This window comes from Pseudomonas sp. JE3303 (genome assembly GCF_056312565.1).
This window is the reverse complement of record NZ_JBWGIF010000013.1, coordinates 24,053-50,210: the sequence shown is the minus strand read 5'-3', so window position 1 is coordinate 50,210 and position 26,158 is coordinate 24,053. Positions and strand designations below refer to the sequence as shown.

Annotated in this window: 10 protein-coding genes; all 10 read right to left on the bottom strand. The window is 65.6% G+C overall.

The window, feature by feature from the left end:
- Positions 1 to 114: 114 nt before the first annotated feature.
- The 10 genes from AC0ZZU_RS18570 to AC0ZZU_RS18525 all read right to left on the bottom strand — a co-directional run bounded on the left by AC0ZZU_RS18570 (position 115) and on the right by AC0ZZU_RS18525 (position 26,102).
- On the bottom strand, positions 115 to 1,395 hold the full coding sequence (locus AC0ZZU_RS18570) for an OprD family porin (protein WP_476342834.1): 1,281 nt from the start codon (positions 1,393 to 1,395) through the stop codon (positions 115 to 117).
- Between the two features lie 256 nt (positions 1,396 to 1,651).
- Entirely contained in the window at positions 1,652 to 1,876 is a 225-nt protein-coding gene (locus AC0ZZU_RS18565) for a hypothetical protein (protein ID WP_476342642.1), read from the bottom strand.
- 129 nt (positions 1,877 to 2,005) lie between these two features.
- Entirely contained in the window at positions 2,006 to 5,095 is a 3,090-nt protein-coding gene (locus tag AC0ZZU_RS18560) for a multidrug efflux RND transporter permease subunit (RefSeq protein WP_476342641.1), read from the bottom strand.
- Positions 5,092 to 6,270, bottom strand: coding sequence for an efflux RND transporter periplasmic adaptor subunit (locus tag AC0ZZU_RS18555; protein WP_476342640.1), 1,179 nt, complete (start codon positions 6,268 to 6,270; stop codon positions 5,092 to 5,094). Before AC0ZZU_RS18555 ends, AC0ZZU_RS18560 begins: the two co-directional genes overlap by 4 nt.
- 77 nt (positions 6,271 to 6,347) lie before the next feature.
- On the bottom strand, positions 6,348 to 6,659 hold the full coding sequence (locus AC0ZZU_RS18550) for a hypothetical protein (RefSeq protein WP_476342639.1): 312 nt from the start codon (positions 6,657 to 6,659) through the stop codon (positions 6,348 to 6,350).
- Positions 6,660 to 6,720: 61 nt separating this feature from the next.
- On the bottom strand, positions 6,721 to 7,620 hold the full coding sequence (locus AC0ZZU_RS18545) for a chemotaxis protein CheW (RefSeq protein ID WP_476342638.1): 900 nt from the start codon (positions 7,618 to 7,620) through the stop codon (positions 6,721 to 6,723).
- Between the two features lie 76 nt (positions 7,621 to 7,696).
- Entirely contained in the window at positions 7,697 to 8,881 is a 1,185-nt protein-coding gene (locus AC0ZZU_RS18540) for an HlyD family type I secretion periplasmic adaptor subunit (RefSeq protein ID WP_476342637.1), read from the bottom strand.
- Complete coding sequence (locus AC0ZZU_RS18535; protein ID WP_476342636.1) at positions 8,878 to 11,037, bottom strand: type I secretion system permease/ATPase; 2,160 nt, start codon at positions 11,035 to 11,037, stop codon at positions 8,878 to 8,880. Before AC0ZZU_RS18535 ends, AC0ZZU_RS18540 begins: the two co-directional genes overlap by 4 nt.
- Positions 11,034 to 12,467, bottom strand: coding sequence for a TolC family outer membrane protein (locus tag AC0ZZU_RS18530; RefSeq protein ID WP_476342635.1), 1,434 nt, complete (start codon positions 12,465 to 12,467; stop codon positions 11,034 to 11,036). The genes AC0ZZU_RS18535 and AC0ZZU_RS18530 overlap by 4 nt, the downstream gene beginning before the upstream one ends.
- 66 nt (positions 12,468 to 12,533) lie before the next feature.
- The gene (locus AC0ZZU_RS18525) at positions 12,534 to 26,102 is read right to left on the bottom strand and encodes a BapA/Bap/LapF family large adhesin (RefSeq protein WP_476342633.1); all 13,569 of its coding nucleotides are present in this window, start codon (positions 26,100 to 26,102) and stop codon (positions 12,534 to 12,536) included.
- Between the last annotated feature and the right edge of the window lie 56 nt (positions 26,103 to 26,158).

Sequence of the window (26,158 nt, the reverse complement as noted above, 5' to 3'; positions counted from 1 at the left end):
AAGCCCTCGAATTGTAAGGGTATAGTCATGCGGCGGGCATATTCTAGGCGTCAGGCATTTGTCGGACAATACCTGAGGCTGTTGTCCGACAAAATGAACCCTGACGGCGTGGGATCAGAACACGTCTAGCGGGTAATCGACTATCAGCCGGTACTCATCGACGTTGTTGTCGACCTGCGAGTAACCCTGGCTGACCCGGTGGGTCGCCCAGCGCAACTGCACCGAGAGGTCCTTGAAGTCGCCCTCCTGGACCACGTACTGCACGTCAAGGTCGCGCTCCCAGTGGCGGGCGTTCTCGCCGTCGGCGTTGTACCAGCTGCTGTAGCTCGCGCTGTCCTGGGCGGCCTTGGTCATGTCCATCTCGCCGCGCGAATACGACAGGGTGGTGCTCAGGCCCGGGAAGCCGAAGCCGCTGAAGTCATAGCCGTACTGCAGCTTCCAGGAGCGCTCGTTGGGACCGTTGAAGTCCGAGTACATGCGTGAATTGTCCAGGAACACGCTGTCGCCCAGGTTGATGTAGTCGAACGGCGTGTTGCCGTTGACCCGCTGGTAGGCCGCGCTAACGCTGTGGTAACCCACGTTGGCGGTGAGCGAGAAGCTGTAGGTGTTGTTGTCGATCTTGCCCAGCAGCGCCTGGCCGGTGTCCTGGGTGTGATAGAAGTGCAGCGCTGGGGTCAGGCTCAGCTGCTCGTTGACCTCATGGGTGTAGCTGAAGTCGAAGTAGTACTGGTTCCAGATATCCTCGAGCTCGGCCGCGTACAGGCTGGTGACGATGTCCGGATTGGCGTTCCACACTCCGCCTGCCCAATTCATGTGCCGGCTCTTGCTGCCCTCGGGGAGGCTGCCGTAGAAGGTGTCGATACGACGATGGCCACTCTGGTTGTACGGTTTGGTAAAGCTGGCCTGGCCCGCTTCGAGCATCAGCCCGTCGATACTGTGGTTGGTCAGGCTCACGCCGCGGAACGTCTGCGGCAGCATGCGCGTCTCGCCACCGGCGATTACCGGGTTGCTGAGAAACAGGTCCCCCGCCTTGAGCTCGGTGTCAAAGGCCTTGAGCTTGATCGCAGCGCCCCCGGTCGAGAATGAACCCGGCGCCTTGTTGCGCTCGCCGTCCTCGTCGAAGCTGTCCGGCAGGATGCTGGTACCCGCGTGCCCGCCACCGCCGTCGAGCTTCAGGCCCAGCATGGCGTGGGCATCGATACCAAAGCCCATCACGCCTGGCGTATAGCCCGACGAGAACTTGGCGATGAACCCCTGGCCCCACTCGCGGCTGTCAGCGTTGCCACGGTCGCGCTGGTTGCGGTTGAGGTAGAAGTTGCGGGCATTGAGGTTCAGGGTCGAACCTTCGACAAAGCCCTCGGCGGTGTCGCTGTCGGCCTGGGCGGTGAAGGGCATCGTTGCAGCCAATGCAACGAACAACGGGGTAGAACGCAAAGCAGTGGACACCGGTACAAACTCCTTTGATCTGACGTCGAGGCAGTTTTTATTGTGTGAAAAACGCACTTCTTGTTGATGGGCGTCCCAGCTCTACTGGTATTTTCGACACACAAAAAAAAGCCGCTATTGGCAGCGGCTTTAAAAGACTAACACATCGCCGCCCGAGGCTACCATGTGTGGGTCGAGGGAACAGGTTGCTGTATCCGGGCGCCGATCAACTATCGGAAGCTTCATCGCTGACTGCCTGAGAGGCCGTCTGCCGTGCATCTTTTGCCGCATCGGAGTGTTGCGCGGCGTAGGCGTCGCGGGCCTCTTGATGAACAGCGGCGAGTTGGGCATTACGGGTGACAAAGGCCGGCGATTCTTCTGCCATGGCCAAGGGCGACAACAACAGGGAAGACAGGACGAATACGCTGGCAATACCCATACTGTTGGACATTTGAAACTACCTTCTTGCGGAGCAAGTGCTAATTAAGACCCCGCTAAATTAGTCCGCAATTGCACGTCGAAACAGTGTCGGGCGGGATAATCACTATTGCAGCCAATGTAACAATTGGGCTGGAAATACCTAGTTTTTTGTCTCAAAGCCGCGTAATTGACGTCTCGGCGCGCGCAGACGCTCCAGCGCCAGGTAGATGACCGGCGTGGTGAAAAGGGTCAGCGCCTGGCTAACGAGCAGCCCTCCCACCACTGCGATGCCCAGCGGCTGGCGCAGTTCGGCACCGGCACCGAAGCCCACCATCAACGGCACCGCGCCGAGCAGCGCTGCCAGGGTTGTCATGATGATCGGCCGAAAACGCGTCAGGCAGGCCTGATGGATCGCCTGCTCCGGCGTCAAGCCCAGGCGGCGCTGGGCGTCCAGGGCGAAGTCGATCAGCAGGATGCCGTTTTTCTTGACGATACCGATCAGCAGCACCACGCCGATCAGGCCCATGATGCTGAAGTCCTGCCCCATCACCCAGAGCAGCGCCAGCGCCCCCAGGCCAGCAGAAGGGAGGGTGGAGATGATCGTCAGCGGATGGACGAAGCTCTCGTAGAGCACGCCGAGGATGATGTACACCGCCACCAGCGCTGCCAGGACAAGCCACGGTTGGCTCGACAGCGAGCTCTGGAAAGCCTGGGCCGCGCCTTGGAAGTTGCCGCTGATCGACTCGGGCATGCCCAGCTCGCGCTGGGTGCGCTCCAGTATCTGAACCGCATCGCCAAGGGCCACGCCAGGCGCCAGGTTGAACGACAGGTTGGCGGCCGGGAACAGGCCGTCATGGCTGATCGACAGCGGCCCGGTAGTCGGCGGCGCGACTGTGGCCAGCGCTGACAGTGGCACCATTTCGCCGCTCAAGGGCGAGCGCAGGTAGAAAAAATTGAGGCTCTCGGCCTTGCCACGCTGGCGGGCGTCGAGCTCGAGGATCACTTTGTACTGATTGGTCTCGGTCTGGAACTCGCTGATCTGGCGCTGGCCGAACGCGTCGTACAGGGCCTGGTCGACGTCGGTAGTGGTCAGGCCGAAGCGGGCCGCGGCCTGGCGGTCGATGTCGATGCGCGTGACGCTGGCACCCAGTTGCAAATCATTGGACAAGTCGCGCAGGGCCGGGTTTTCGCGCAGGCGGTCGGTCAGACGCTGGGTCCACAGGTTGAGCGCCGCGCCGTCGTTGCTCTTGAGTACGTACTGGTACTGGGTGCGGCTGGGGCCGGAGCTGAGATTGATGTCCTGGCCTGCGCGCAGGTACAGCACCACGCCGGGCACCTCGGCAAGCTTGGGCCGCAGTCGGTCGATAAGTTCGCTGGCCGTCACGTCGCGTTCGCTTTGCGGCTTGAGGGCAATCCAGAAGCGGCCGTTGGCGATGGTCTGGTTGCTGCCGGTGACGCCCACGGCATGGGAAAACGCACGCACGGCTGGGTCCGCCTCGATGATCCTGGCCAGGGCCTTGTGCTTGTCGATCATGGCCGGGTAGGAAATGTCGGCGGCGGCCTCGCTGGTGCCAAGGATGAAGCCAGTGTCCTGCAACGGGAAGAAGCCCTTGGGAATGGCCACGTAGCCCCCCAGGGCCAATGCGAGGGTCACGAAGAACACGCCCAGGGTCAGGCGCTGATGGGCCAGGGCACGGTCGAGGCCCCTTTCGTAGCGGCGCAGCAGACGCTCGCCGAAGCCGCCGTGCTGCCCGGACGGTGCCTTGCGCATGAACAGCGCGCAGAGCGTCGGCGCCAGGGTAAGCGACACCACCACCGAGATCAGGATGGTGAACGTGGCCGTCAGCGCGAACTCCTTGAACAGCCGGCCGACCACTCCGCCCATGAACAACAGCGGGATGAAGGCGGCGATCAGCGAGAAGCTGATCGACACCACGGTGAAACCGATCTCGCCCGCGCCCTTGATCGCGGCAGTGCGGCTGTCGTCACCCGCCTCCAGATGGCGGTGGATGTTCTCGACCACGACGATGGCGTCGTCGACCACAAAGCCCACCGAAATGACGATGGCTACCAGGGTGAGGTTGTTCAGGCTGAAGCCGAACACGTACATCAGTGCGCAACTGGCGATCAGCGACACCCCGAGCACGCTGGACACCACCAGGGTCGCCGACCATTGGCGCAGGAACAGCGCCATCACACCGATCACCAGCGCTACGGCGATCATCAGGGTAAGCTCCACCTCGTGCAGCGAGGCGCGGATGGTCTGGGTGCGGTCGTTGAGTATCGACACCTCGACCGAGGCGGGGAGCATTTCCTTCAGCCGCGGCAGAGCGGCCTGCACCCGGTCGACGGTCTCGACGATGTTCGCGCCGGGCTGGCGGAACACCACCAGGTTCAGCCCGGGCTGTTCACCGGACCACGCCTTGACGTAGGCGTTCTCGGCGCCATTGACCACGGTCGCGACGTCCCGCAGGTGCACAGGCGCGCCGTTGCGGTAGGATACGATCAGCCGGGCGTAGTCTTCGGGGTGAAACAACTGGTCGTTGGCGGCGATGGTCGAGACGCTGTACTCGCCGTACAACGCGCCCTTGGCCAGGTTCAGGCTGGTCTGCTGGATCGCCTGGCGCAGATCGGCCAGGGTCAGGCCGATGGCCACGAGCTTCTCGGGCTGGGCCTGGACGCGGATGGCCGGGCGCTGCTGGCCGGTAATGTTGATCAGACCAACGCCATCGATCTGGCTCAGTTGGCGGGCAAGCAGAGTCTCGGCGTAGTCGCTGAGCTCGTTGCCGGGCATCTGCGCGGAGCTTACGGTCATCACCAGCACCGGACTGTCCGCCGGATTGACCTTGCGCCACGTGGGCGGGTTGGGCAGGTCCTGGGGCAGGCGGGAGGTGGCGGTATTGATGGCTGCCTGGACTTCCTGGGCGGCCGTGTCGATGCTCTTGTCGAGGGTGAACTGCAAGATCAGGTTGGTCGAGCCCAGCGCGCTGCTGCTGGTCATCTGGGTCATGCCCGGGATGGCGCTGAACTGCACCTCGAGCGGTGTAGCCACCGAGGAGGCCATGGTTTCCGGGCTGGCGCCGGGCAACTGCGCGGTTACCTGGATGGTCGGGAAATCCGCTTCGGGCAGCGGTGCCACCGGCAGGCGGGAAAAGGCCACGGCGCCGAGCAGCACCATGGCGAAGGTCAGCAGCACGGTGGCCACCGGGTGATCGATGCACCAGGCCGAGACCCCATTGCGTCCGGTCATGGCTGGCGCCTGCGCTCGGCGTCATCGTCATCGGCATTGGCATTGGCATCGGCCGGAGTATCGGGCGCGATCTCGACTCGTGCACCGGGCTTGAGCCGTGACTGGCCGTCGAGAATCAGCCGGTCACCGGCGTTCACCCCGGCGATGATGCTCAGGTCGCTGTCCTGGTGCAGCACCTCTACAGGCACGCTCTTGACCCTGTCGCCCTCCAGCCGGTAGACAAACTGCCCATCGATGCCGCGTTGCACTACCGGCGGCGGCACCACCAGCGCGTTCTCGTCGACTGCGGTGCGCAGTTTCACGGTGACCAGCTGGCCGGGCCACAGGCGTGCGTCGGCGTTGGCGAACTCGGCCTTGACCCGCACGGTGCCGGTGTTGGCCGACACCTGATTGTCGATCAGCGCCAGGTGACCCTCGCCGAGCAGGATGCTCTGGCCGTCGGCGTCCAGGTAGGCCTGCACAACGGCGGGTACCGGAGCCTTCAGCAGGCCTTGCAAGGTGGGCAGCATCTGCTGGGGCAGAGCGAACTCGACGGCGATCGGGTCGATCTGGGTCACGCTGAACAGGCCCTGGGTATCCGCGACGCGCAGGAAATTGCCTTCGTCGACATTGCGAATTCCCACCCGCCCGGTGACCGGTGAGCGAATCTGCGTGAAGGAGAGCTGCACCTGGGCATTGGCGATGGCCGCCTGATTGCCCTTCACCGTGGCCTGCAGCTGGTTGAACAGCGCCTGTTGCTGGTCGAGGGTCTGGCGTGACACACCGTTGTCGGTGCTGAGCACGCGGTAGCGCTTGAGGTCGACCCCGGCCACCTGCAGTTGCGCCTGGCTCTGGCCAAGCTGCGCTCGCGCCTGCTCGAGGCTTGCGCGTATTGCCCGGTCGTCGAGGGTGGCGAGCAGGTCGCCGGACTTGACCCACTGGCCTTCCTTTACCAGCACCCGGGTCAGCACGCCTTCGACCTGCGGGCGGACCTCGACGCTGTGCAGCGACAGCACCGAGCCGATCGCGCTGGTAATGCGCGGCACATCCTGCCTGACGACGCTGATCACCCGCACGGGCACGGCGGCCGAGACGCGGGCCGTTGCGGCGCTCTGGCGCTGGGTCAGCCAATAGGCAAGCACTGTCATGACCACGGCCAGCACGGCAATCAAGAGAAAGCGGGACGAAGGTCGCATGCAGGTCGGGCACCTAGCCTAGGGGAGGGGAACGGTTTATCCAGCGGGTAGAGGTGGCTCGGGACCGGAGGGAGCAGCTACCTGGAGGCAGCTGTCCACTCGCTCACGTGCGCACGCTGGTGCTGCTTGTCATAGAGGCACAATTCCGTGCCCGTACGGCCGTTCATGTGCGCCTGAGGATACCGGCCTTCGATCAGTAGCGCGCTGTAGCCGACCTGGTCGTCGAACTCCACCGGTTTGCTGCGGGCATGTGCATCCTTGAGCTGGCTGGCGGCAAGGCAGGTCTTGATGACCTGCTTGCGGTGCTCGTTCCAGGCTTCGGGGCTGGAGGCGTGGACGGCGCCGCTGAACAGGGCGCAGGTCAGCAGGGCGGTAGTCAGGTGTCTCATGGCAGGTACCGGCATGGCGTGCAGAGCTGCAGAGTATGCCCGACTCAGGCCGTGTGTTTCATCAATGCTCGGCGAATACCACCGTGCGCGCGGCGACCACAAGGCAGTCGGTGAGCTCCGGCGACGAGAACTTGGTCAGCACCGCGTTGGCGCCCGCAGCCCTGGCCTTTTCGCTGTTCATGGCGCTGTCCAGCGAGGTGTGCAGGAGCACATAGAGATGCTTGAAGTCGGGCGTCTCGCGCAGGGTGCGGGTAAAGGCATAGCCGTCCATCTCCGACATCTCGATATCCGACACCACCAGGTTTATCTCCTGCTCGGTCCCCTGCAGTTCCAGCAGCACATTGATCGCGTCCTTGGCGCTGCGCGCGGTGTGGCACTCGATGCCCAGGTTACGCAATGTGTGAACCGACTGCTGCAACGCCACCTGGCTGTCGTCGACCACCAGGATGTTGGCCGCAGCTAGCAGCGCGGCGTCCTCGCTGTCGAGCGCGTTGGCTGGGACATCCTGTGGCGCCGGGGTGATGCCGTGGATGACCTTTTCGATATCAAGCACCTGGACCAGGGCGTTGTCGACCCGGGTGACCCCCGTGATGAAGGCCTTGCTGCCCGAGCCGAAGGGCGGCGGCTTGATGTCGGTGCTCTGGCAATGAATGATCTTGCTGACCGCCTGAACGTGCAGGCCCTGGCGGGAGCGGCTGATGTCGGTGACGATCAGGCAGCCGCCATCGGGGTCGGCCAGCGGGCGCTCGCCGATGGCCCGGGACAGGTCGATCACCGACAGCGCATTGCCCCGCAAGGTCGCCACGCCTTTGACGTGCGGGTGCGACTCCGGCAGCTTGGTCAGTGGCGGGCAAGGGATGATTTCGCTGACCTTCAGCAGGTTGATTGCCATCAGCTTGCCGCTGCGCAGGGTGAACAGCAGCAGGGACAACGCGTCCGCGCGGGCATTTTGCTTGGCCATGGTCGGGCTCTGTCGGTGAAGTAGATGCCGGGTTATCGGCCTGCAATCGCGGTCCTTTAGCGGACCGCGTTGCTGTTCAGCGTTCGCGCAATGCCTCCTTGGCCCGGTTCAATGGCTTGACCAGGTAATTCAGGATGGTCTTCTCACCGGTGCGGATATCCACTGTGGCGATCATCCCCGGCACGATCGCGAAGTGCTTGCCGGCCTTGTTCTGCAGGCTGTCCTGTTCGGTGCGGATGAACACGCGGTAGTAGTAGATCTCGGGCTTTACCTCGTCCTGCAGGGTGTCGGGCGAGATGCCGACCACTTTTCCATCGAGGCTGCCGAACACCGAGTAGTCATACGCGCTGATCTTCACCTTGGCGGCCTGGTCGGGATGAATGAAGGCGATGTCGCGGGGTGCGATACGGGTCTCGATGAGCAGGCGCTCGTCCATCGGCACGATCTTCATCACCTGCCCACCGGGTTGCACCACTCCACCCAGGGTGGTCACCTCGATGTCCTTGACGATGCCGCGCACCGGCGAGCGCAAGGTCAGGCGCGTCAGTGAGTCATTGCGACCGCGCATCACCGCGGCCAGGCTGTCGGCCTCGGCGCTGGCCTTGGCCAGCTCTTCGCGGGCGCGCACCAGATAGTCGGAGCGGGCTTCGGTGGCCTTGAGCTCCAGCTCCGAGCGCTGGCGGTTCAAGCGGATCACTTCGACCCGGCTGGAGGCACCCATCTTGGCCAGGTTCTCGGTGATCTTCAGCTCGCTGCGCACAAGTCTGAGGGAATCCTCGATACCAGCCAGTGTTTGTTCGAGGCCGCGGCGGCGGGTCTGGTAGAGCGCGGTCTCGGCCTCGACCAGATCCGCCGACTGCTTGAGGTCGTCAGGGAATACCAGCGGCTTGCCTGCGACTTCCGCGCGCAGCCGCGCCACGCTGGCCTTGGCCGCGAGGTACTTGGCCTCGCTTTCACCGACGCTGGACTGGGACTTGGTCGGGTCGAGCTGGGCCAGGATCTGTCCGCGCTGGACCATGTCGCCCTCGGCCACGTTCATCTGCGCGACGATCCCGCCTTCGAGGGTCTGGATCACCTGCTCACGGGAACTGGGGATCACCTTGCCGGTGCCGGTGGACACTTCGACCACCTCGAACCAGGCCGCCCAGGCCAGGAACGCCGCCAGCATCAATGCACAGATGACGATCACCCGGCCGGCGCGCAGTACCGCGTGGTCATCCTGGCCATCAAGGTATGCAGAAGGAAGTTCGTGAGTGCTCATGCCTTGGCTCCCTGGCTCAGCCGTGCGAGCGCGGCGTCACGCTTGTCGTCGATGACGATACGGCCGGCGTCCAGCACCAGCACGCGGTCGACACGCTGCAGCACGCTCATGCGGTGGGTAGCGATCACCAGGGTGCGGCCCTGGGCGAAGCGGTCGAGGTTGTCGAGCAGCCTGCGTTCGGTCACGTCATCCAGCGCGGCGGTCGGTTCGTCGAGCAGCAGCACCTGGGGCTGGCGCACCAGCAGGCGCGAGAGCACCAGTGCCTGGCGCTGGCCACCGGACAAGCCAATGCCGCCTTCGAGTATCAGGTGGTCCATGCCCTTGGGCAGCTGACGGACGAAGTCCAGCGCCCCGGTGGCTGCCAGTGCGGCTACGAGCTCCTGGTCACTGGCCTGACCGGCACCCAGGGTGAGGTTTTCCCGAAGGGTGCCGTGGAACAGCCGGGCATGCTGGCTCAGCAGCCCGACATCACGGCGCAGGTCGGCAGGGTCCAGGTGGGCCAGGGCGATGCCGTCGAGCGAGATCTCGCCCTCGGCAAGGTCCATGGCGCCGCCCAGAGCCTGCAGCAATGTGGACTTGCCCGCGCCGTTGCGCCCGAGCACCGCAATGCGTTCGCCAGGCTGGATGTTCAACTGGCCGATGTTGAGTGCCGGGGTCGCCTCGGGGCTGTAGCGGAACTGCACCTGGCGCAGCTGGTACTCGCCGCGGATCGCGGGCAGGTGCACGCGTGCCTCGCCCTCGGGATGATCGACCGGCGACTGCATCAGCTTGTCCAGGCCCTCGAGCGCGACCTTCGCCTGCTGCCAGCGTGTCAGTACATGGGTCAGTTGAGCCATCGGCGCCATCATGCGCGAGGCCAGCATCGAGGCGGCCACCAGGCTACCGGTGGTGAGGTCGCCGGCGATGACCATGGGTGCACCGACCACCACCACTACCGCGAACACCGCCCCCTGGACGCTCTGGGTCCAGGTCACCAGGCCGTTGGTGAGGGTCCGAAGGCGCAAGCTGCTGTGGGCGCAGGCAGCGTTGTACTGGTTCCATTGGCGTTCGAAGCGGGCCTCGGCCTGCAAGGCCTTGATCTCGTCCATCCCCTGGATGCTCTCGACCAGCATGGCGTTGCGCAGCGCCGACTCGCGCATCGAGGCATTGGCCAGGCGCGCCAGGCGCCGCTGTGCCAGCAGGCCCGGCAGTACCATCGCCACCAATGCCGCCAGCGGGATGATCACCAGCACGCCTCCGATCAGCCAGAACACGAAGAGGAACAACAGGAAGAAAGGCAAGTCGGCCAGCGCCGTGGCGGTGCTGGAGGTGATCAGGTCGCGGATCTGCTCCAGTTCGCGAAGCTGCGCAATGAATGAGCCGGTGGACTTGGGCCGTACCGAGTTGCGCAGGCGCAGGGCGTGGCCATACACCAGGTCGGATACCCGCAGGTCGGCGCGCTTGCCCAGCAAGTCGGTCACCTTCAACCGCAGCAGGCGCATGGTCAGGTCGAACACCAGCGCCAGCGCGACGCCGCCGAACAGCACGTACAAGGTTGGCAGCGATTCGGCCGGGATAACCCGGTCGTATACCTGCATCGAGAACAGCACCCCGGCCAGGGCCAGCACGTTGGCCACCAGCGAGGCGATCATCACCTGGCCATAGGGCCGCAGGTCGCGCAGCACGATACGCGCGAACCAGTGCCGGTCGTAGGGCGCGGTGTAGTCGTCGGTGCGCACATCGCGCAGTGGCCGGGCGGGGCGCAGCAGGGCAACGCGGGTGATGCGCCCGGCCAGGTCATCGCGCTGCAGCCGACAGGCCAGGCCTTGGTCGCCGGCGAATATCACCGACAGGCTGTCGTCCTCGGTCACGGCCTCGACCACGGCCAATTGGCCGTCGTCCAGTTCCAGCACCAGCGGGGTGCGCCATTGGCGCAAGCCCTTGGCGTCGAAGCGCACAAAGCGCAACGTCAGGCCGGCCTGGCGTGCCATGTGACGGAGGATTTCATCCAGCGGCCGGGCGTCCTCGACGGCCGCCAGGCGAATGCGCTGCGGCGAGACATCCAGACGGTAGTGGTGGGCGACTTGCAGCATCACTTCAAGCCAGGGACCCAGGTCGGGGCGCTCGGCGGCGGGCGCAGTCTCGCCAGGTTTCGCCAGGTTGACGGTATCGGTCATGGCAGAATCTCCACGCCTTGCAGGCTCAGGCCCTCAAGGCCCAGGGCAGGACGCAGGGCGCCATTGTTGTAGAGGCAGTCGATGTCCAGGCGCAGCAGGTCGGAGCGCGTGCCGGCCAGGTCGAAGCGTGACTGGTAGATCTCCTGTTCGGCGTTGAGCAGGTCGAGCAGCGGCCGGGTGCCGAGGTCGAGATACTGGCGGCCATAGAGCATGCGGGCTTCCTGGATACTGCCCTGGCGGGCTTCGAGCGAGCGCAGGCGGCGGCCAAGGCCCGAAGTTTGCGCCTTTGCCTCGGCCAGGCCGCGGCGGGCTTGCAGGCGAGCGGCGTCTTCGGCGGAGTCGGCGGCGGTCAGGGCGTGCCCGGCGGCGCGGGTACGGGCACTGGTCGCGCCGCCCTGGTAGATCGGGACTTCGAGGTTGATGAAGATGCCGGCCTGGGTCCTGTCCAGGCTTGGGTTGTCGCGATTGTAGTCGCTGTCCAGGTACTGGTTGACCTGGGGCTCCAGCGACAAGGTCGGATAAGCCTCGGCCTTGGCCTGGGACAGCTCGGCCTGGGACTGGGCCCGCTGCGCGAGGGCCATGAGCACCGCCGGCAGGCGATCGTCGCCGCCCAGGGGACGGTTGCACGCGCCGCCGAGTTCGGGCGGCTCGTCTTCGGCCAGCGCAGGTGGTGCCATGCGGCCGATCAGGGTCGCCAGGGTCGAGCGCCAGCGTTCGTACTGTGCCTGGTATTCCTCCAGCGTGGCACGGGCGCCTTCCTCCCGGGATTCGGCCTGCACCACATCGGAGCGGGTGCTGGCGCCCATGTCGCTGCGCTGGCGCGCCAGCCCGACGATCTCGCCGATGCCACGGATCTGCTCGCGGGCAATGACCATCAGTTGCTCATAGCGGCGCGTCTCGATCCAGGCATAAGAGGTGTCGCGGGCCAGGTCGTCCACCACCAGCAGGATATTGGCTTGCGACCGGGCAGCGGAGGCCCGGGCGGCATCGACGGCATAGTCCACCTTGCCGAAGTCATAGAGCATCTGCTTGAGCGAAAGGCTCAGCGACTGGCTGCCACGGTCGGCGCCATAGCCGGTGTCGTAACCGGTGCGGATGCCGCCTGAAATCTGGGGGTAATAGCCGGCGCGGGCGACATTGATACCCTCGCCTTGCCGGTACAGCTGGCCGATCGCCTCGGCCACGGAGGGGTGCCATTGCGCAGCGACACGGGCCGCCTCGGCAAGTCCGAGGCGTTCGCCCGTGTCGTTCGCCTGTCCTGCGGGTGCTCGCGCAGGTATGGCTTCGGGCGCGTCGCGCAGTAGCGACGGGCCTATCTTGCGCAGTTGGGGGTCTATGTCATCGTCCGCCGAGGCGGCCGGATTGAAATTCAACGCCAAGAGCCCGAAGGCACCCAGCCACAGCGGTGACAGCGCACGGCATCGCTTCACATCATTCCCTTAGTGCTGTTTCATCCTGCCCGCCGGGCTGGCCGCCCGGCGAGGTAGTGCAAGGGCTCAGACAACGTTGACGCTGTTCTGCACCCACAGGTGGTGGCTTGGGTCCTCTTGAGCCACGTACTGGATATAGTCGACGCCGTCTGCCGTTTCGTTCCCCGCCAAACTCCAATTATCTTTTAATGTGACCGAGTCCTCACTTCCGCCCCTGATGATCAGGGTGTCATTGGCCGAATCGGTAACGGCGATCACATCCGCCAGGTTCAGGCTCAGGGACACCGCGCTGGTGTCGTTGAGATCGATCACCTCGATGTCATGGAGCCTGCCGACCAGGTTGCCCAGGTCGATGCTGGCATCGCCTCCGGCCCACAACAGCGTATCGGTACCGGTGCCGCCGTCGACGTTGGCGAAGTCCTGGTCGACGATCACCTGGGTGTGGGCGCCTGCGCCGCCTTGCAGCGTCCCCGCGCGCCCCTGGCTGCCATCGAGGCGATCGTCGGCATCGGTGCCGACGATCGCCTCGCCGGTCACGCTAACGGCGGCCAGGCTCGAGAACAGCGCAGCGCTGTCGCCGCTGCCGTCGTCCAGGAACGCGGCCGTAGCGGTGAAGGCTGCGGCGTTGTCCAGGTTGATGGTCAGGGTGGCAGTGTCGCTGGTGCCGTTGGGGTGGGTGAGCTCGTAGGTGAAGGTGTCGTTCTGACCGATGACCTCAGAAGTCAGGCCGGCTTTCAGCAGGTAGGTGTAGGTGCCGTCCGCCTGCACATACAAGGTGCCATAGTTGCCTACGACACTGACGCCGTTCTGGCCTGGGTTGACGAAGGTGTTGGCTGCCACCAGGACGCTCAATATCGTCAGCGCCGAGCCTTGGTAGTCGGCGCTGCCACCAGAAGTATCGGTGAGCAGGTTGCCGATGACGGGCGTGTAGTTACCCACCACCAATTCGTTGTTGAAGGTGGTGATGCTATTGATGGTAGTGGTGACCGAACTGGCAAGGCCGATGCCGCCAGCGGTTACCTTCACGTGATAAGTGCCAGGCCCCTGATCCTGGAAAGTATAGGCCGCGCCGCCACCGAGCAGGCTGATCAGCGAGCCGCCGCTGACAGCCTGCACACTGACGTACTGGCCGGTGGCCGGGTTGAGCTTGAGCAGCTCGATGGTTGCGCCGTTGAGCAGTGCCAGCAGGTTGTTGGATGTCAGGACCACCTGCAGGTCGGCCGAGGTGTCCGCCGCCACAGTAGTGGTGTAAGTCGCGTTCTTGACGCCGAGCACGGGCAACGACAGAGGCGTGAACGTCTGGCTGGTGGTCGCTTCGCGATTGATCAGGCCGATGTTGGTGTTGTCGATGTCGTCGACCGCATCGACCACGACAGCGGGCGCTGCCAGGTTCGGGTTGCTCCAGATTTCTTCAGCGTCTGGGCTATCGATGCGTACATAAAGTGTCGCCGCGTCGCTCTTCCCATTGGGATGGACCAACTGATAGCTGAACACATCGACCAGGCCGACACTGGCCTGGCTGCCATTGGGGGTGTAGGTGTAACTGCCATCGCCCCTGAGCAGCAGCGAGCCATAGAGACCTTGCACGGTCACACCTGCCCCGGCGTCTACGTAGCTGCCGAACTGCGACACCTGCACCACTGCGCCACTGTCCGGCCCGGTGACGTCGACGGTGCCATCGACGCCAGGATCGGTCAGCACGTTGCCAACGAGCGGCGTGCCTACGCCAGTGAACTGGGTCAGGCTGGTGGAGGTGACGTCGAGGGATGTGGTGACCGTGGTCAGCAGGCCGATTCCGGAGCTACCTACGGTGAGACGGTAGTCACCCGCGCGCAGCGTGCCCAGGTCGGCCTGGATGCCTTGCCCGAGCGGCAACAGGATCAGGTCCAGCAGGCCTGGGCTGTCGCCCGAGGCGATGGTCACCCATGCGCCGCTGGCGTCCTTGACCTGCAGCGTGAACAGCGCGTTGTCGAGCAGGGCCAGGGCGCTGCTGGTGGTCAGGGTCAGGATGGGGTCGGCCGTGGTATTGGGGCCTACCGTCCAGGTGAAGGTTTTCGTGAAGCCCGAGAGCAGGGTGGTGAAACTGTCGGTGAAGACCTGGTTGGCGGTCACGGGCGTCAAGTCGACAACGGCGGTGGCCAGGTTGTCGCTGGCAATCACCTCGCGGTCCGCATCGACGTCCGGCGCAGTCACCGTGACATTGCCCGACACATTGCCGCGTGGATCGGCCAGGGTCACGCTGAGAATCTGACCATTGTCCTGCACCGGACTCAGGGTGACACTGAAAGTGCCATCAGGTTGAACCGTGGTCGTTGGCAGCAAGGTGCCGTCAGGCAAGCGTACGGTGACCGTGGCACCTACTTCACCCGTACCGGACAGCAACGTGCCTTCGGCGTTGACCGCCAGGGTGCCCGCCGCTGCCGGTGAGGTGAAGTCAGGCGCGACCAGGGGCGTGGCGGATGAAGGACCGGCACCGTCCGACTGGGTGACGTTCAGTGATTGGAAGTCGATCTGCGCGGCGGTCAGGCTCACCGAGAAGGCGCCAGTGCTGCCAACGATTGCCGAGCCGACCACAGCGCCGGTGACGGCATTGGTGACTGTGACGGTCGCGCCTGCCTGGCCGGTACCGGAAACCACGGTGCCATTGGCGTTGATGGCTGCAACCGGGGCTGCAGGAGCTATTACGTCTGGGACGGTGATACTGGTGCTGCCGGAAGTGTTGGTGGCGGCATCGGTCAGGCGGACAGACAACGTCTCGCCGTTGAGCTGCGCGGCGGTGAGGGTGATCGTGAATGTGCCGTCTATGCCGACCGTGCCAGTTCCGACAGGACCCGGGCCAGTACCACGCACCGTCACGCTTGCGCCTGCTTCCCCTGTACCGGTGAGGAGGAAACCTGTGGCGTCCAGCGCCAGGTTGGCCGGAGCGAGCGGTGCCTGTACATCAGCGGCTGTGAAGCTGGTCGGGTCAGACGTATTGCCGGCGACGTCGGTCTGGGTGAGGCTCAATGGCTGCCCGTTGAGCTGCGCGCTTGGCAAATTGATGCTGAAGATCCCGCCCGCATTGACCACGGCGCTGGCCGTGAGCCCTGCCGGACCGGTCACGGTCACGGTGGCGCCCACTTCGCCGGTACCGGTAAGTACCAGGCCATTGGTGGAGAGCGCGTCCACGATTGGCGCTGCCGGTGGAGTGATATCGGCGGCCTGGAGCACGAAGGGCTGGGACTCGCCGCCCGTGGAAACCGCGACCACGTTCAGCAGTTCGCCGTCGAGTTGCGGCGTCGGCAGGAGGAGTGTGAAGGTGTCTCCAGCACCGGCGGTTCCGGCGATGAGCAGGTTGCCGTCGGCATCATTGATTTCGATTGCGGTACCTTCGGCCGCGGTGCCAGTCACGGTGATTCCATCAGCCGCCAGGACCACATTCACAGGCGTGGCGGGGACTGGCTCCAGCGGCGTGTCGTAGAGTGCATCGGGTGATACACCGGCGGTATCCGCTTGCACCACGGTCAGTTCGCCGCCCGGGGTGGCGGCGGGGGCCAGTGGCACCACGAAGGTGCCATTCTCCGCGACCTCGGCTTCACCGAGGAGCACACCTGCCTGGGTGACAGTGACGGTTGCGCCAGCCTGGCCGCGACCGGCCAGGCTCGCATAGCCAGGGTCGATAGCCAGGTTGCTGACCGCGTCCGGCGGTGTGGTGTCGAGGGCCAGAACAGTTTGCGGCAGCGATTCGTTGCCTGCCGCATCCATGGCGATAACGGTGAGGGTCTCGCCATTGGCCTGGGCTGGCACAAGGTTGAAGCTGAAGCTACGGTCATCAGCCACCGTGCCCTCGCCGACAACCACGCCATCCGGATCGCGCACTTGGATGATGCTGCCCGGCTCACCCGTGCCGGTGAAGACGATGCCAGCGCCATCCAGTGCCAGTCCGGCAGGCAGCTCAGGCCCAATGATATCCGGTGCGGACAACGTGACCGGGATCGACGGGTTACCCGTGGCATCCTGGGCAATGATGGTCAGTACCTGGCCGTTCTGCTGCGGCGTGAGCAGCGTCAGCACGAAAGTGCCGTCCGGATCGACGACGCCTTGGCCAACCAGGTCGCCGCTGTTGTTGATCACGGTCAGCCGTGCGCCCGCTTCGCTGACACCGTTCAGTTGAGTGCCGTCGGCGTTGAGCGTGGCCGTCAGCAGCGGCACGGTGCTGTCGACCGCCGTGACAGGCGTCTCGGGAGAGACGTTGTCGCTGGCGTCCACCAGGCTGACCAGCAGTTGCTCACCGTTGAGCTGCGGGTCATCCAGGTCGATCAGGAAGGTACCATTCTCACTGACGGTACCGGTGCCGACCTGCACTCCGGCAAAGGTCGTCACCACCACTGTGGTCCCCGCCTCGCCAGTACCGCCCAGCTGGGTCCCATCGGCGTTGAAGCGCAGGTCGGCCGGTGCTGCCGGTGGTGTCAGATCTGGCGCGACGATGTCCACCGGGTCACTGACGTTGCCGGGTGGGTCGGCCTGTTGCACGCTCAGCGGCTCCAGATTGATCTGCGGCGGATCAAGCTCGACCCGGAAGGTGCCGTCGCCAAGCACGGTCGAACTCCCCACCACGGCACCGGCGGCATTGCTCACTGTCACCGTGGCGCCCACTTCGCCATTACCCGCGACTACGCTGCCATCGGCATTGATGGCCACGTTGGTCAGCACCGCTGGCGGTGTGAAATCCGGCGTCGACAGGCTGGCTTCTGGCGAAGCGTTGCCGGCCAGATCGGTTTGCGTCAGGCGCAGCACCTGGGCATCACCCAACGGCGGATCCAGGACGATGGTGAAGTGGCCGCTGGCATCGACGAAGGCCGAGCCGACTTCTGCGCCGGTGGCATCGAGTATCGTCACCTCTGCGCCTGCTTCACCTCGACCGGTCACGGTGACGCCGTCGCCCGAGACCGCAAGCTCGGTTACCAGGGCAGGGGCAGTGGTGTCCAGCGCGGTGATGACACCGGCATCGGACTGGTTGCCCGCGCCATCGGTCAGCAGCACGCGGAGAGTTTCACCGTTGGACTGGGCTGGGCTCAGCGTGACCTGGAAGGTCCCATTCTCGCGCACGGTGCCACTGCCCAACGGCGTGCCATCGGCGGCAAGTACGCTGATCAGCGCGCCCGCTTCGCCGGTGCCGCTGAGCAAGGTGCCGCCGGCGGCGAAGGCCAGGGCCTCGGGGGCATCTGGAGCGACACGGTCAGGCGCGGTCAGGTTGATACTGTTGGATTCGTTACCGGTGACGTCGGACTGGCTGGCGCTGAGCACCTCGCCGTTGATCTGCGCGGCTCCCAGGTTGACGGTAAAGGTACCGTCGGCGTTCACCACGCCGGTGCCAAGGTCCAGGCCGCCTGCGCCGAGCACGCTGACGGCAGCGCCCGCTTCGCCGCGGCCGGTCAGGATCAGGCCGTCGTTGGACAGTACCAGTTGGGTCAGCGGTTGCGGCGCGGTGAAGTCGGGCGCGGTCAGCTCCGCCTGCAACGAGGCGCTGCCATCGGTCCCCACGGCGCCGACCTGCAAGGTTTCGCCATTGCCCTGGGCCGTGCCAAGCGCAACGGTAAAGGTGCCAGCGTCGGCTACCACGGCGCTGCCGAGGAGTACACCATTGGGCCCATATACGTTCACCGTGGTGCCTGGGCTGCCGGTGCCGGTGACGGACAAGCCATCGGCGGCGACTGCCAGGTTGGCTGGAACAGCAGGGGCCAGAACGCCCGGGGCGGTCACGGTACCGACGGGTGAGCCATTGAGGCCAGCGTCGGTCTGCACCACGCTGAGGATGTCTCCCGTGGCGGCGGCAGGGGCAAGGGCAACAGTGAAGTGACCGTCGCCGCCCACGATGGCGGTGCCCAGTGGCGTGCCATCGGCGGAAGTGACCGCCACGCTGGCGCCCGCCTCGCCGTAGCCGGCCAGGGTTGCGCCATCGGCGGACACGGCGAGATTGCTGACAGCGGGCGGGGGGGTGGTGTCGGCCGCGGTGTAGCTGGCTGCCAGAGAAACGTTACCGGCTGCGTCGGTGGCGGTCACCTTCAGCAACTGGCCGTTGGTCTGTGCACTGCCGAGGCTGACCTGGAATGTGCCGTTCGCGGCCGCCAGCGCCGTGCCGAGCACAGTGTCCGAGGCATCACGTACGGTAACCGTGCTGCCGGCCTCGGCGCTGCCGACCAGTTGCACGCCCGAGCTGGCCAGCGCCAGCTCAACAGGCGCCGCCGGTGGGGTCAGGTCCGGGGCAATGACGGGAAGGGCAGGGGAGGTGTTGTTGCCTGCATCGGTCTGGGTGACGCTCAGACGCTCGGCGTTGAGTTGCGCGGTATCGAGCGCCAGGGTGAAGCTGCCGTTGGCGGCCACGAGGCCCGTGCCGACGATAGTGCCGTCTGGCCCGGCCACGGTGACCGTCGCACCGGCTTCGCCCAGCCCGGTCAGGGTCAGGCCGTTGTTGTTGAGCACCACATTGCTCAGAGGTGCAGGCGCAGTAAGGTCTGGCGTGGCCACCAGGACTGCTGGCGAGGTATTGGCCGCGGCGTCCACCTGTGTCACGCCCAAGGCCTGCCCAGCGTTCTGCGGAGTATCGAACAGCACCGAGAAGCGGCCGTCCGCGGCGACGGTGGCGGAGCCTACGACGGTGCCGGCAACATTGCGCACCTGAACAGTGGCACCTGCTTCACCCAGGCCCGTCAGATGCCTGCCGTCGCCACTCAGCTCGATCTGGTCGACGGCCGCGGGTGGTGTACGGTCCGGGGTCGCCAGGCTGGCAGGCGCAGAGGTATTGCCTGCGGCATCGGTCAGCGTGACCTGCAATGCAGTGCCAGCAGCCTGGGCGCTTGGCAGGGTCACCTGGAAGGTACCGCTCTGGTTGACGGTGCCGGTGCCCAGCAAGGCTCCGCCAGCGTCACGCACGGTCACGGTGGAGCCGATCTCGCCCTGGCCGCTGACCACTGTGGCAGCAGCATTGAGCACGGCGCCGGTGGGGATCTCGGGCGCCTGCAGATCAGGCGCCGTTACGGTGGCGGCCAGTGAAATATTGCCGGCCGCGTCGGTCTGCGTGACAGTCAGCGCCTGGAGGTTGGCCTGTGGCGGGGCCATGGCGATGCTGAACAATCCATTGCTGGCTACTATCCCGCTGGCCACGAAGTTGTCGGGGCCTGAGACGGTGACCGTCGCGCCGACCTCGCCACTGCCTGTCAGCAGACTGCCGCTCCGGTCGATGGCGACGTTGGCCAGAGCCTCGGGGGCGGTAGTGTCATCGGCCACGACAGTCGCCGGAACCGACGGCTTGCCGCCTGCTGCAAAGCGCGCATTGACCTGCAAGGTCTGGGCGTTGAGCTGCGCATTGAGGAAGAACACCCGGAAGACCCCGTCATTGCCGACGGTAGCGGTTCCCAGCGTGGTGCCAGCCGAGGTGACGGTGATGAGCGAGCCCACCGTGCCTTCGCCGGTGAGCAGGAAGCCATCGCCGCTGAGGGCGAGGGCGGTCGGGGAGTCGACTTCGGTGCCGTCGGGCCCTGCGAGGTCGACAGCGGTTTCGTTGCCCCCAGCATCGCGAACCACGACCTGTACCACGTCACCCGCTCCGAGCGCAGGCGTCACTTCAACCTGGAACGCTCCGTCAGGGCCTGCCGGGACGCTGATGATGTCAGTCCCGCCATTGCGGATGACAACTGTTGCACCAGGCTCGGCGGTGCCGGCGATGACATCACCGCCGGGGCTGATTGTGAGGTTGGTGGCGGCGTCCGGGAAGGTGGTGTCTGGCGCGGTCACGGCAGCCGAGTCACTGATGTTGTCAGCCACGTCGGTGGTTACCACCGTCAGCTGTTCACCGTTGGTCAGTGCTGCTGGCAATGTGACGGTGAAGCTGCCATCGGGGTTGGTCGGGACGGTGATCAGCTCATTGCCGGCAGCATCGCGCACCGTCACGTTGGTGGCACCTGGCGAAGTGCCGGTCAGGGTGGTGCCGTCCGGGCTGACCAGGAGATCGGCCGGAGTGGTGGGAGGGGCGATGTCGGGTGCGCTGATCGGGGTCGCCGGGGACGCAATGCCACTGCCATCGATCTGGTTGACGCTCAGGGCCTGGCCGTCCTGCAGGGCGGGGTCCAAGGCCACTTCGAAGCTGCCGTCAGGCTGCACAGCAATGGTACTCAGCACAGCGCCCGCCGCATCGAGGACTTGCACGGTAGCGCCAGGCTGCCCTGTACCGGTGACAAGTGAGCCCTCTGCATTGATGGCAAGGCCGGTCGGCGCATCGGCGGGCGTGGTATCGGCGGCGGTGACGGTAACCGCCGGGGAGCGGTAGCCCGCACCATCGACCAGTGTTATGGACAGGATCTCACCGTTGGTCTGCGGCGGATCCAGCGTGATGCTGAAGCTGCCATCGGCAAGCACCACACCGTCGCCGACCAGATCGCCTGCGGCGTTACGGACCTCCACCGTGGTGCCAGCTTCACCCTGACCGGAAAGCTCGGCACCGGCCGCGTCCAGGACTGCCCCGAGCGGGGCCAGTGGTGCTTCAAGGTCAGTCGCGACAAGGGTATCGGCAGGCGATTGGTTGCCAATCGCATCGGCCTGGGTGGCCGACAGCGTCTGGCCATTGAGTTGCGCAGGCAGGAGGGTGACGCTGAACGAGCCGTTGGCCTGCACCACCGCAGTCCCCAGCACCACGCCGGCCGTGCCGGTGACGGTAACGGTCGCGCCCGCTTCACCAGTGCCCGTGAGAACGGCGCCGTCAGTGGACAGCTGCACTATCACCGGAGCGAGTGGGACCTCGGTATCTGGCGCGGTGAGATTGACCGGCGTAGCCACGTTGCCTGCCACATCCTGTTGCTCGACCGTAAGCGCCTGAGCGTTGGTCTGCGCAGTCGTCAGGGCGACCTCGAACGAACCGTCGGGATTGACCAGGCTTCTACCCAGTTCAACACCGTCCGGCCCACGGACGATAACCGTAGCGCCGGCCTCGCCGAGCCCGCTGACCAAGGCGCCGGTGGCGTCGATGGTCTGTCCGGTGATCGGGTCAGGCGCCTGCACGTCAGGCACGGTATAGCTGACAGGACCGGCACTGTTGCCACGGCTGTCGGTAGCCTCGGCCGACAGGGTTTCGCCGTTGCGCTGGGGCTCGGCGAGCGTGACCGTGAAACTGTTGTCCGCGGCGACGGTGGCGGTACCGAGAACGGTGCCGTCGGCGCTGCGCACGGTAACGGTCGAGCCGGCCTGGCCTGTACCGGTGAGCACGATGCCACCGATATCGATGGCAAAGCCCGAGGGCTGCAATGGGCCGTCCAGGTCAGGCGCCGTGATGCTGGCGCCGGCCGATGCATTGCCGGCGCCATCGTTGAGGATTACATCCAGTACTTGCCCATCGGTTTGTGCCGGAGCCAGCGCAATGCTGAATACGCCATTGGCGCCCACCAGGCCAGTGCCCACGACAGCGCCTTGGTCATTGGTTACCTGGACGGTGGCGCCTGCTTCCCCACGTCCGACCAGGGTCAGTCCGTCAGGGTTGAGGATCAAGTCGGTTGCGGCGTTGGGCGCGGTGATATCAGGCGCGGTGGCTTGCGTCGGCAACGAGCTGTTGCCGTCGGTATCGATCGCCACGACGTCGAGGATCTCGCCATTGGCCTGTGCTGGCGTGAGGTCAACCGTGAAAGTACCGTCGCCGCCTACCACGACGCTGCCCAGAACAGTGCCCTGGGCATCAGTCACTTCGACAAGGCTGCCGATCGTAGCCGAGCCGCTGACCGAACTGCCGTCGGCGGCCAGCACCAGGCCAGTCGGGCTTTCCGGAACAGGCTCGACGGGTACGGTCACGTCGATTGAAGCGGAGTCGTTGCCGGCCGCATCGGTCTGCACCAGGCTGATTGTATCGCCTGCCGCGACAGCGGTGTCCAGATTGAACAGGAAAGTGCCATTGTCGCCCACGGTCCCGCTGCCGACGAGAACCCCCGCGGCGTCGCGCACTTCAACCCTAGCCCCTGGCTCGCCGCGGCCGGAAATAGCCAGGCCGTCGGCACCGATCACTACGTCAGTGAGGATGTCGGGGACGGTGTTGTCTGGCGCAGTGAAGGCAAGCGGCGTCGAGATGTTGCCCGTGGCATCGATAACCCGGATATCAAGAATTTCAGCATTGTTCTGTGCAGTGTCCAGCACCACGCTGAAACTGCCGTCGACGTCGACGACGACGGTCCCGATCAAGGTGCCGGCGGCATCGCGCACTTCCAAACGCGCACCGGCTTCGGCGTTGCCGGTCAGGGTTACGCCGTCGGCCAGGAGGAGTTCTGTCGGTTGGGCCGGTGCGGCGCTATCGGGTGCAACCAGCGGCGTGACAGTGGAGACATTGCCCGCGACGTCGGTAAGGGTGACCTGCAGGGCACTGCCGTCTGTGATCGGTGGATCGAGCTGCAGGTTGAAGCTGCCATCTTCGAGTACCGTCCCGGTAGCGACGACAGCGCCCTGGTCATTCAGTACGTCAACGGTCGCACCAGCTTCTCCACGGCCGGAGACCGTACGGCCATCGGTACTGATCGCCAGCTCGGTGGGAGCGTCAGGAGGGGTGATGTCGGCGCCGGGATTAGCGATATCCGGTGCACCGATGCCCACGGCGGCCGACGTGTTGCCTGCAGCATCGGCAGCGCTGGCCTGGAGCAACTGGCCGTCTACCTGGGGTGGGTCGAGCGTGATGCTGAAGCTGCCGGCGTCATTGACCACGGCGGTGCCCAGCTGGTTGCCGTCAGCATCGACGACGCGCATGGTCGAGCCGGGCTCGCCACGGCCGGTCAGCAGTTCGCCATTGGCGCTGACGGCCAGCTCGGAAGGCGCGGCAGGAGCGGTGGTATCCGGGGCGGTGATCTGCACTGGCAGGGAACTGGCGCCAGTACCGTCGACGGCGACCACATCGATCAGTTCGCCATTGGTCAAGGGCGGTGTCAGGCCGATGGTGAATCCGCCGTCGGCGCCAACCACCACGCTGCCGATCACGGCGCCGGTATCGTCACGTACCTCGACCTGCGAACCGACCGGCGCCGTGCCGCTGATGCTGCTGCCATCCTCGGCCAGTACCACGTCGGCCGGAGTGGCGGGTGCCGGGGTGACCGGCACGGTGAACTGCAGGGCCTCGGACGGGTTGTTGGCCGCGTCGAACTGGGTCAGGTCGAGGCTTTGGCCGGCGATTACCGGCGTGTCCAAGGTGAGTACGAAACTGCCGTTGTCCGCAACCGTGCCGGTGCCGATGAGGTTGCCATCGGCGTCGCGCACTTCCACGCGGGCGCCCGGCTCGCCGCGGCCGGAGACGCTGAGCCCATCGGCGTCGACCACCAGGTCACTGAGAATGGCGGGCGGGGTCGTGTCCGGTGCGTTGAGCACTGCCGGCGAAGAACTGTTGCCCGCGGCGTCGACCTGGCGGACGTCCAGCGGCTCGCCGTTGGTCAGGGCGGGGGTGATGGCCAGGCTGAAGCGGCCATCGTCACCGACCACGCCGCTGCCAACGATCGCGCCGGTGGCATCGCGTACTTCCACGGTAGCGCCGGGCTCGCCAGCACCCGTGAGGGTAACGCCTTCGGCCAGGGCCAGGTCGGCAGGGGTGGCGGGCAGGGTAAGGTCGGGGCTGGTGGCCGGCGCGTCAGCCGACACATTGCCGGCCGCATCGGTGAGGCCGACTTGCAGCGTGCTGCCGTCGAGCACGGCCGGATCAAGCGCCACGCTGAAGGTGCCATCATCAGCAACGGTGCCGGTGGCGATCACATTTCCGGCGGCGTCGCGGACCTGGACACTGGCGCCGGCCTCGCCACGGCCGGAGACCGTACGGCCATCGGCGCTGACCAGCACCTCGGTGGCAGCCTCGGGCGGCGTGGTGTCGGCGCCTGGGTTGTCGATATCAGGTGCTCCTACCGCAACGGCGGCGGACGTGTTGCCTGCAGCATCGGAAGCGCTGGCCTGGAGCAACTGGCCGTCTACCTGGGGAGGGTCGAGCGTGATGCTGAAGCTGCCGGCGTCATTGACCACGGCGGTGCCCAGCTGGTTGCCGTCAGCATCGACGACGCGCACGGTCGAGCCGGGCTCGCCACGACCGGTCAGCAGTTCGCCATTGGCGCTGACGGCCAGCTCGGAAGGCGCGGCAGGAGCGGTGGTATCCGGGGCGGTGATCTGCACTGGCAGGGAACTGGCGCCAGTACCGTCTACGGCGACCACATCGATCAGTTCGCCATTGGTCAATGGCGGTGTCAGGCCGATGGTGAATCCGCCGTCGGCGCCAACCACCACGCTGCCGATCACGGTGCCGGTATCGTCACGTACCTCGACCTGCGAACCGACCGGGGCTGTGCCGCTGATGCTGCTGCCATCGCCCGTCAGCACCACGTCACCGGGAGCTGCTGGCGCCGCGGCGGCGGGTACGGTGAACTGCAGACTCTCTGAGGAGTTGTTGCCAGCGTCGATCTGTACCAGGGTTATGTTCTGGCCAACGGTCACCGGGGTATCCAGCGGCAGCACGAAGGAGCCGTTGTCCGATACCGTGCCACTGCCGATCAGGTTGCCGCCGACATCGCGCACTTCCACCTGTGCGCCGGGCTCACCCCGCCCTGAAAGGCTGGTGCCATCGGCAGCGACCACCACGCCGCTGAGTACAGCAGGCGGAGTCGTGTCTGGTGCATTGAACACCAAAGGCGCAGAACTGTTGCCTGCGGCGTCGACCTGGCGGACGTCCAGCGGCTCGCCGTTGGTAAGGGCAGGGGAGATGGCCAGGCTGAAACGCCCATCGTCGCCGACCACGCCGCTGCCAATGATCGCACCGGTGGCATCGCGTACTTCCACGGTGGCACCGGGCTCTCCGGCACCGGTCAGTGTGGTTCCGTCAGCCAGAACCAGGTCGATCGGAGCCTCTGGCGGGGTGGTATCGCCCGGCGGCACTCCTAGGTCAGGCGCCGAGACGGCGGCCGCGTCTGAGGTATTTCCAGCGGCATCGCTCAAGGTCACGTCGAGCTGTTCGCCGCTGACTTGCGCGGCGCCCAGTGCGACGTCGAAGCGGCCATCGGCGCCTATGGTGCCAGAGCCGATCACGTTTCCTGCCGCGTCGCGTACGAACACCGTGGCGCCCGCTTCACCGAAGCCGGTCAGTCGCAGGCCATCGGCAGAGACCAGCAGGTCGGTGGCGCTGGCCGGGGCCGTGGTATCGCCGGGGGTGCCATCGCCGCCTCCGCCACCACCACCGCCGCCGCCCGCCGCCGCTGCGGCGCCGCCAGCGCCCAGCAGGCTGAGGCCGGCGATTGCAAAGGTCGGCGTCGCGCTGCCCACCACGCCGATATCAGCCATGAGTTCATCAAGGGATGCAACGCTTTCAAAAGTGAACCCGGTGAACGCATCGGCATCGTAGACCGCGTGCCAGAGCGTACCGTCCTCGCCGATAAATACCATGTCGCTGGCGACGCCATCGGCATTGACTGCAAAGAAGTTACCGACGGTGACCTTTTCACCCGACTTCAGCGTGACGATCAGGTCCTGGCCATTGCGCGTAACGGTTGCCACCTGGTTGGGCGACACAGGCATCTGTACGAGAGACGGGTTCTGGAGGCTTACATCGCCCCACGCATTCTGGGTGAGTTGGGCGGATTGTTTATCGGCGACGACGATGTTAGCCATGACTGCTCCCTGCAATGAATGTGCTTGTTCTCACTGGATCGACCAGCGGACTTGCG

Bases quoted from the DNA above. Each gene is read 5' to 3' on its own strand.
- AC0ZZU_RS18570 (WP_476342834.1), bottom strand. From the start codon at position 1,395: ATGCCCTTCACCGCCCAGGCCGACAGCGACACCGCCGAGGGCTTTGTC.
- AC0ZZU_RS18565 (WP_476342642.1), bottom strand. From the start codon at position 1,876: ATGTCCAACAGTATGGGTATTGCCAGCGTATTCGTCCTGTCTTCCCTG.
- AC0ZZU_RS18560 (WP_476342641.1), bottom strand. From the start codon at position 5,095: ATGACCGGACGCAATGGGGTCTCGGCCTGGTGCATCGATCACCCGGTG.
- AC0ZZU_RS18555 (WP_476342640.1), bottom strand. From the start codon at position 6,270: ATGCGACCTTCGTCCCGCTTTCTCTTGATTGCCGTGCTGGCCGTGGTC.
- AC0ZZU_RS18550 (WP_476342639.1), bottom strand. From the start codon at position 6,659: ATGAGACACCTGACTACCGCCCTGCTGACCTGCGCCCTGTTCAGCGGC.
- AC0ZZU_RS18545 (WP_476342638.1), bottom strand. From the start codon at position 7,620: ATGGCCAAGCAAAATGCCCGCGCGGACGCGTTGTCCCTGCTGCTGTTC.
- AC0ZZU_RS18540 (WP_476342637.1), bottom strand. From the start codon at position 8,881: ATGAGCACTCACGAACTTCCTTCTGCATACCTTGATGGCCAGGATGAC.
- AC0ZZU_RS18535 (WP_476342636.1), bottom strand. From the start codon at position 11,037: ATGACCGATACCGTCAACCTGGCGAAACCTGGCGAGACTGCGCCCGCC.
- AC0ZZU_RS18525 (WP_476342633.1), bottom strand. From the start codon at position 26,102: ATGGCTAACATCGTCGTCGCCGATAAACAATCCGCCCAACTCACCCAG.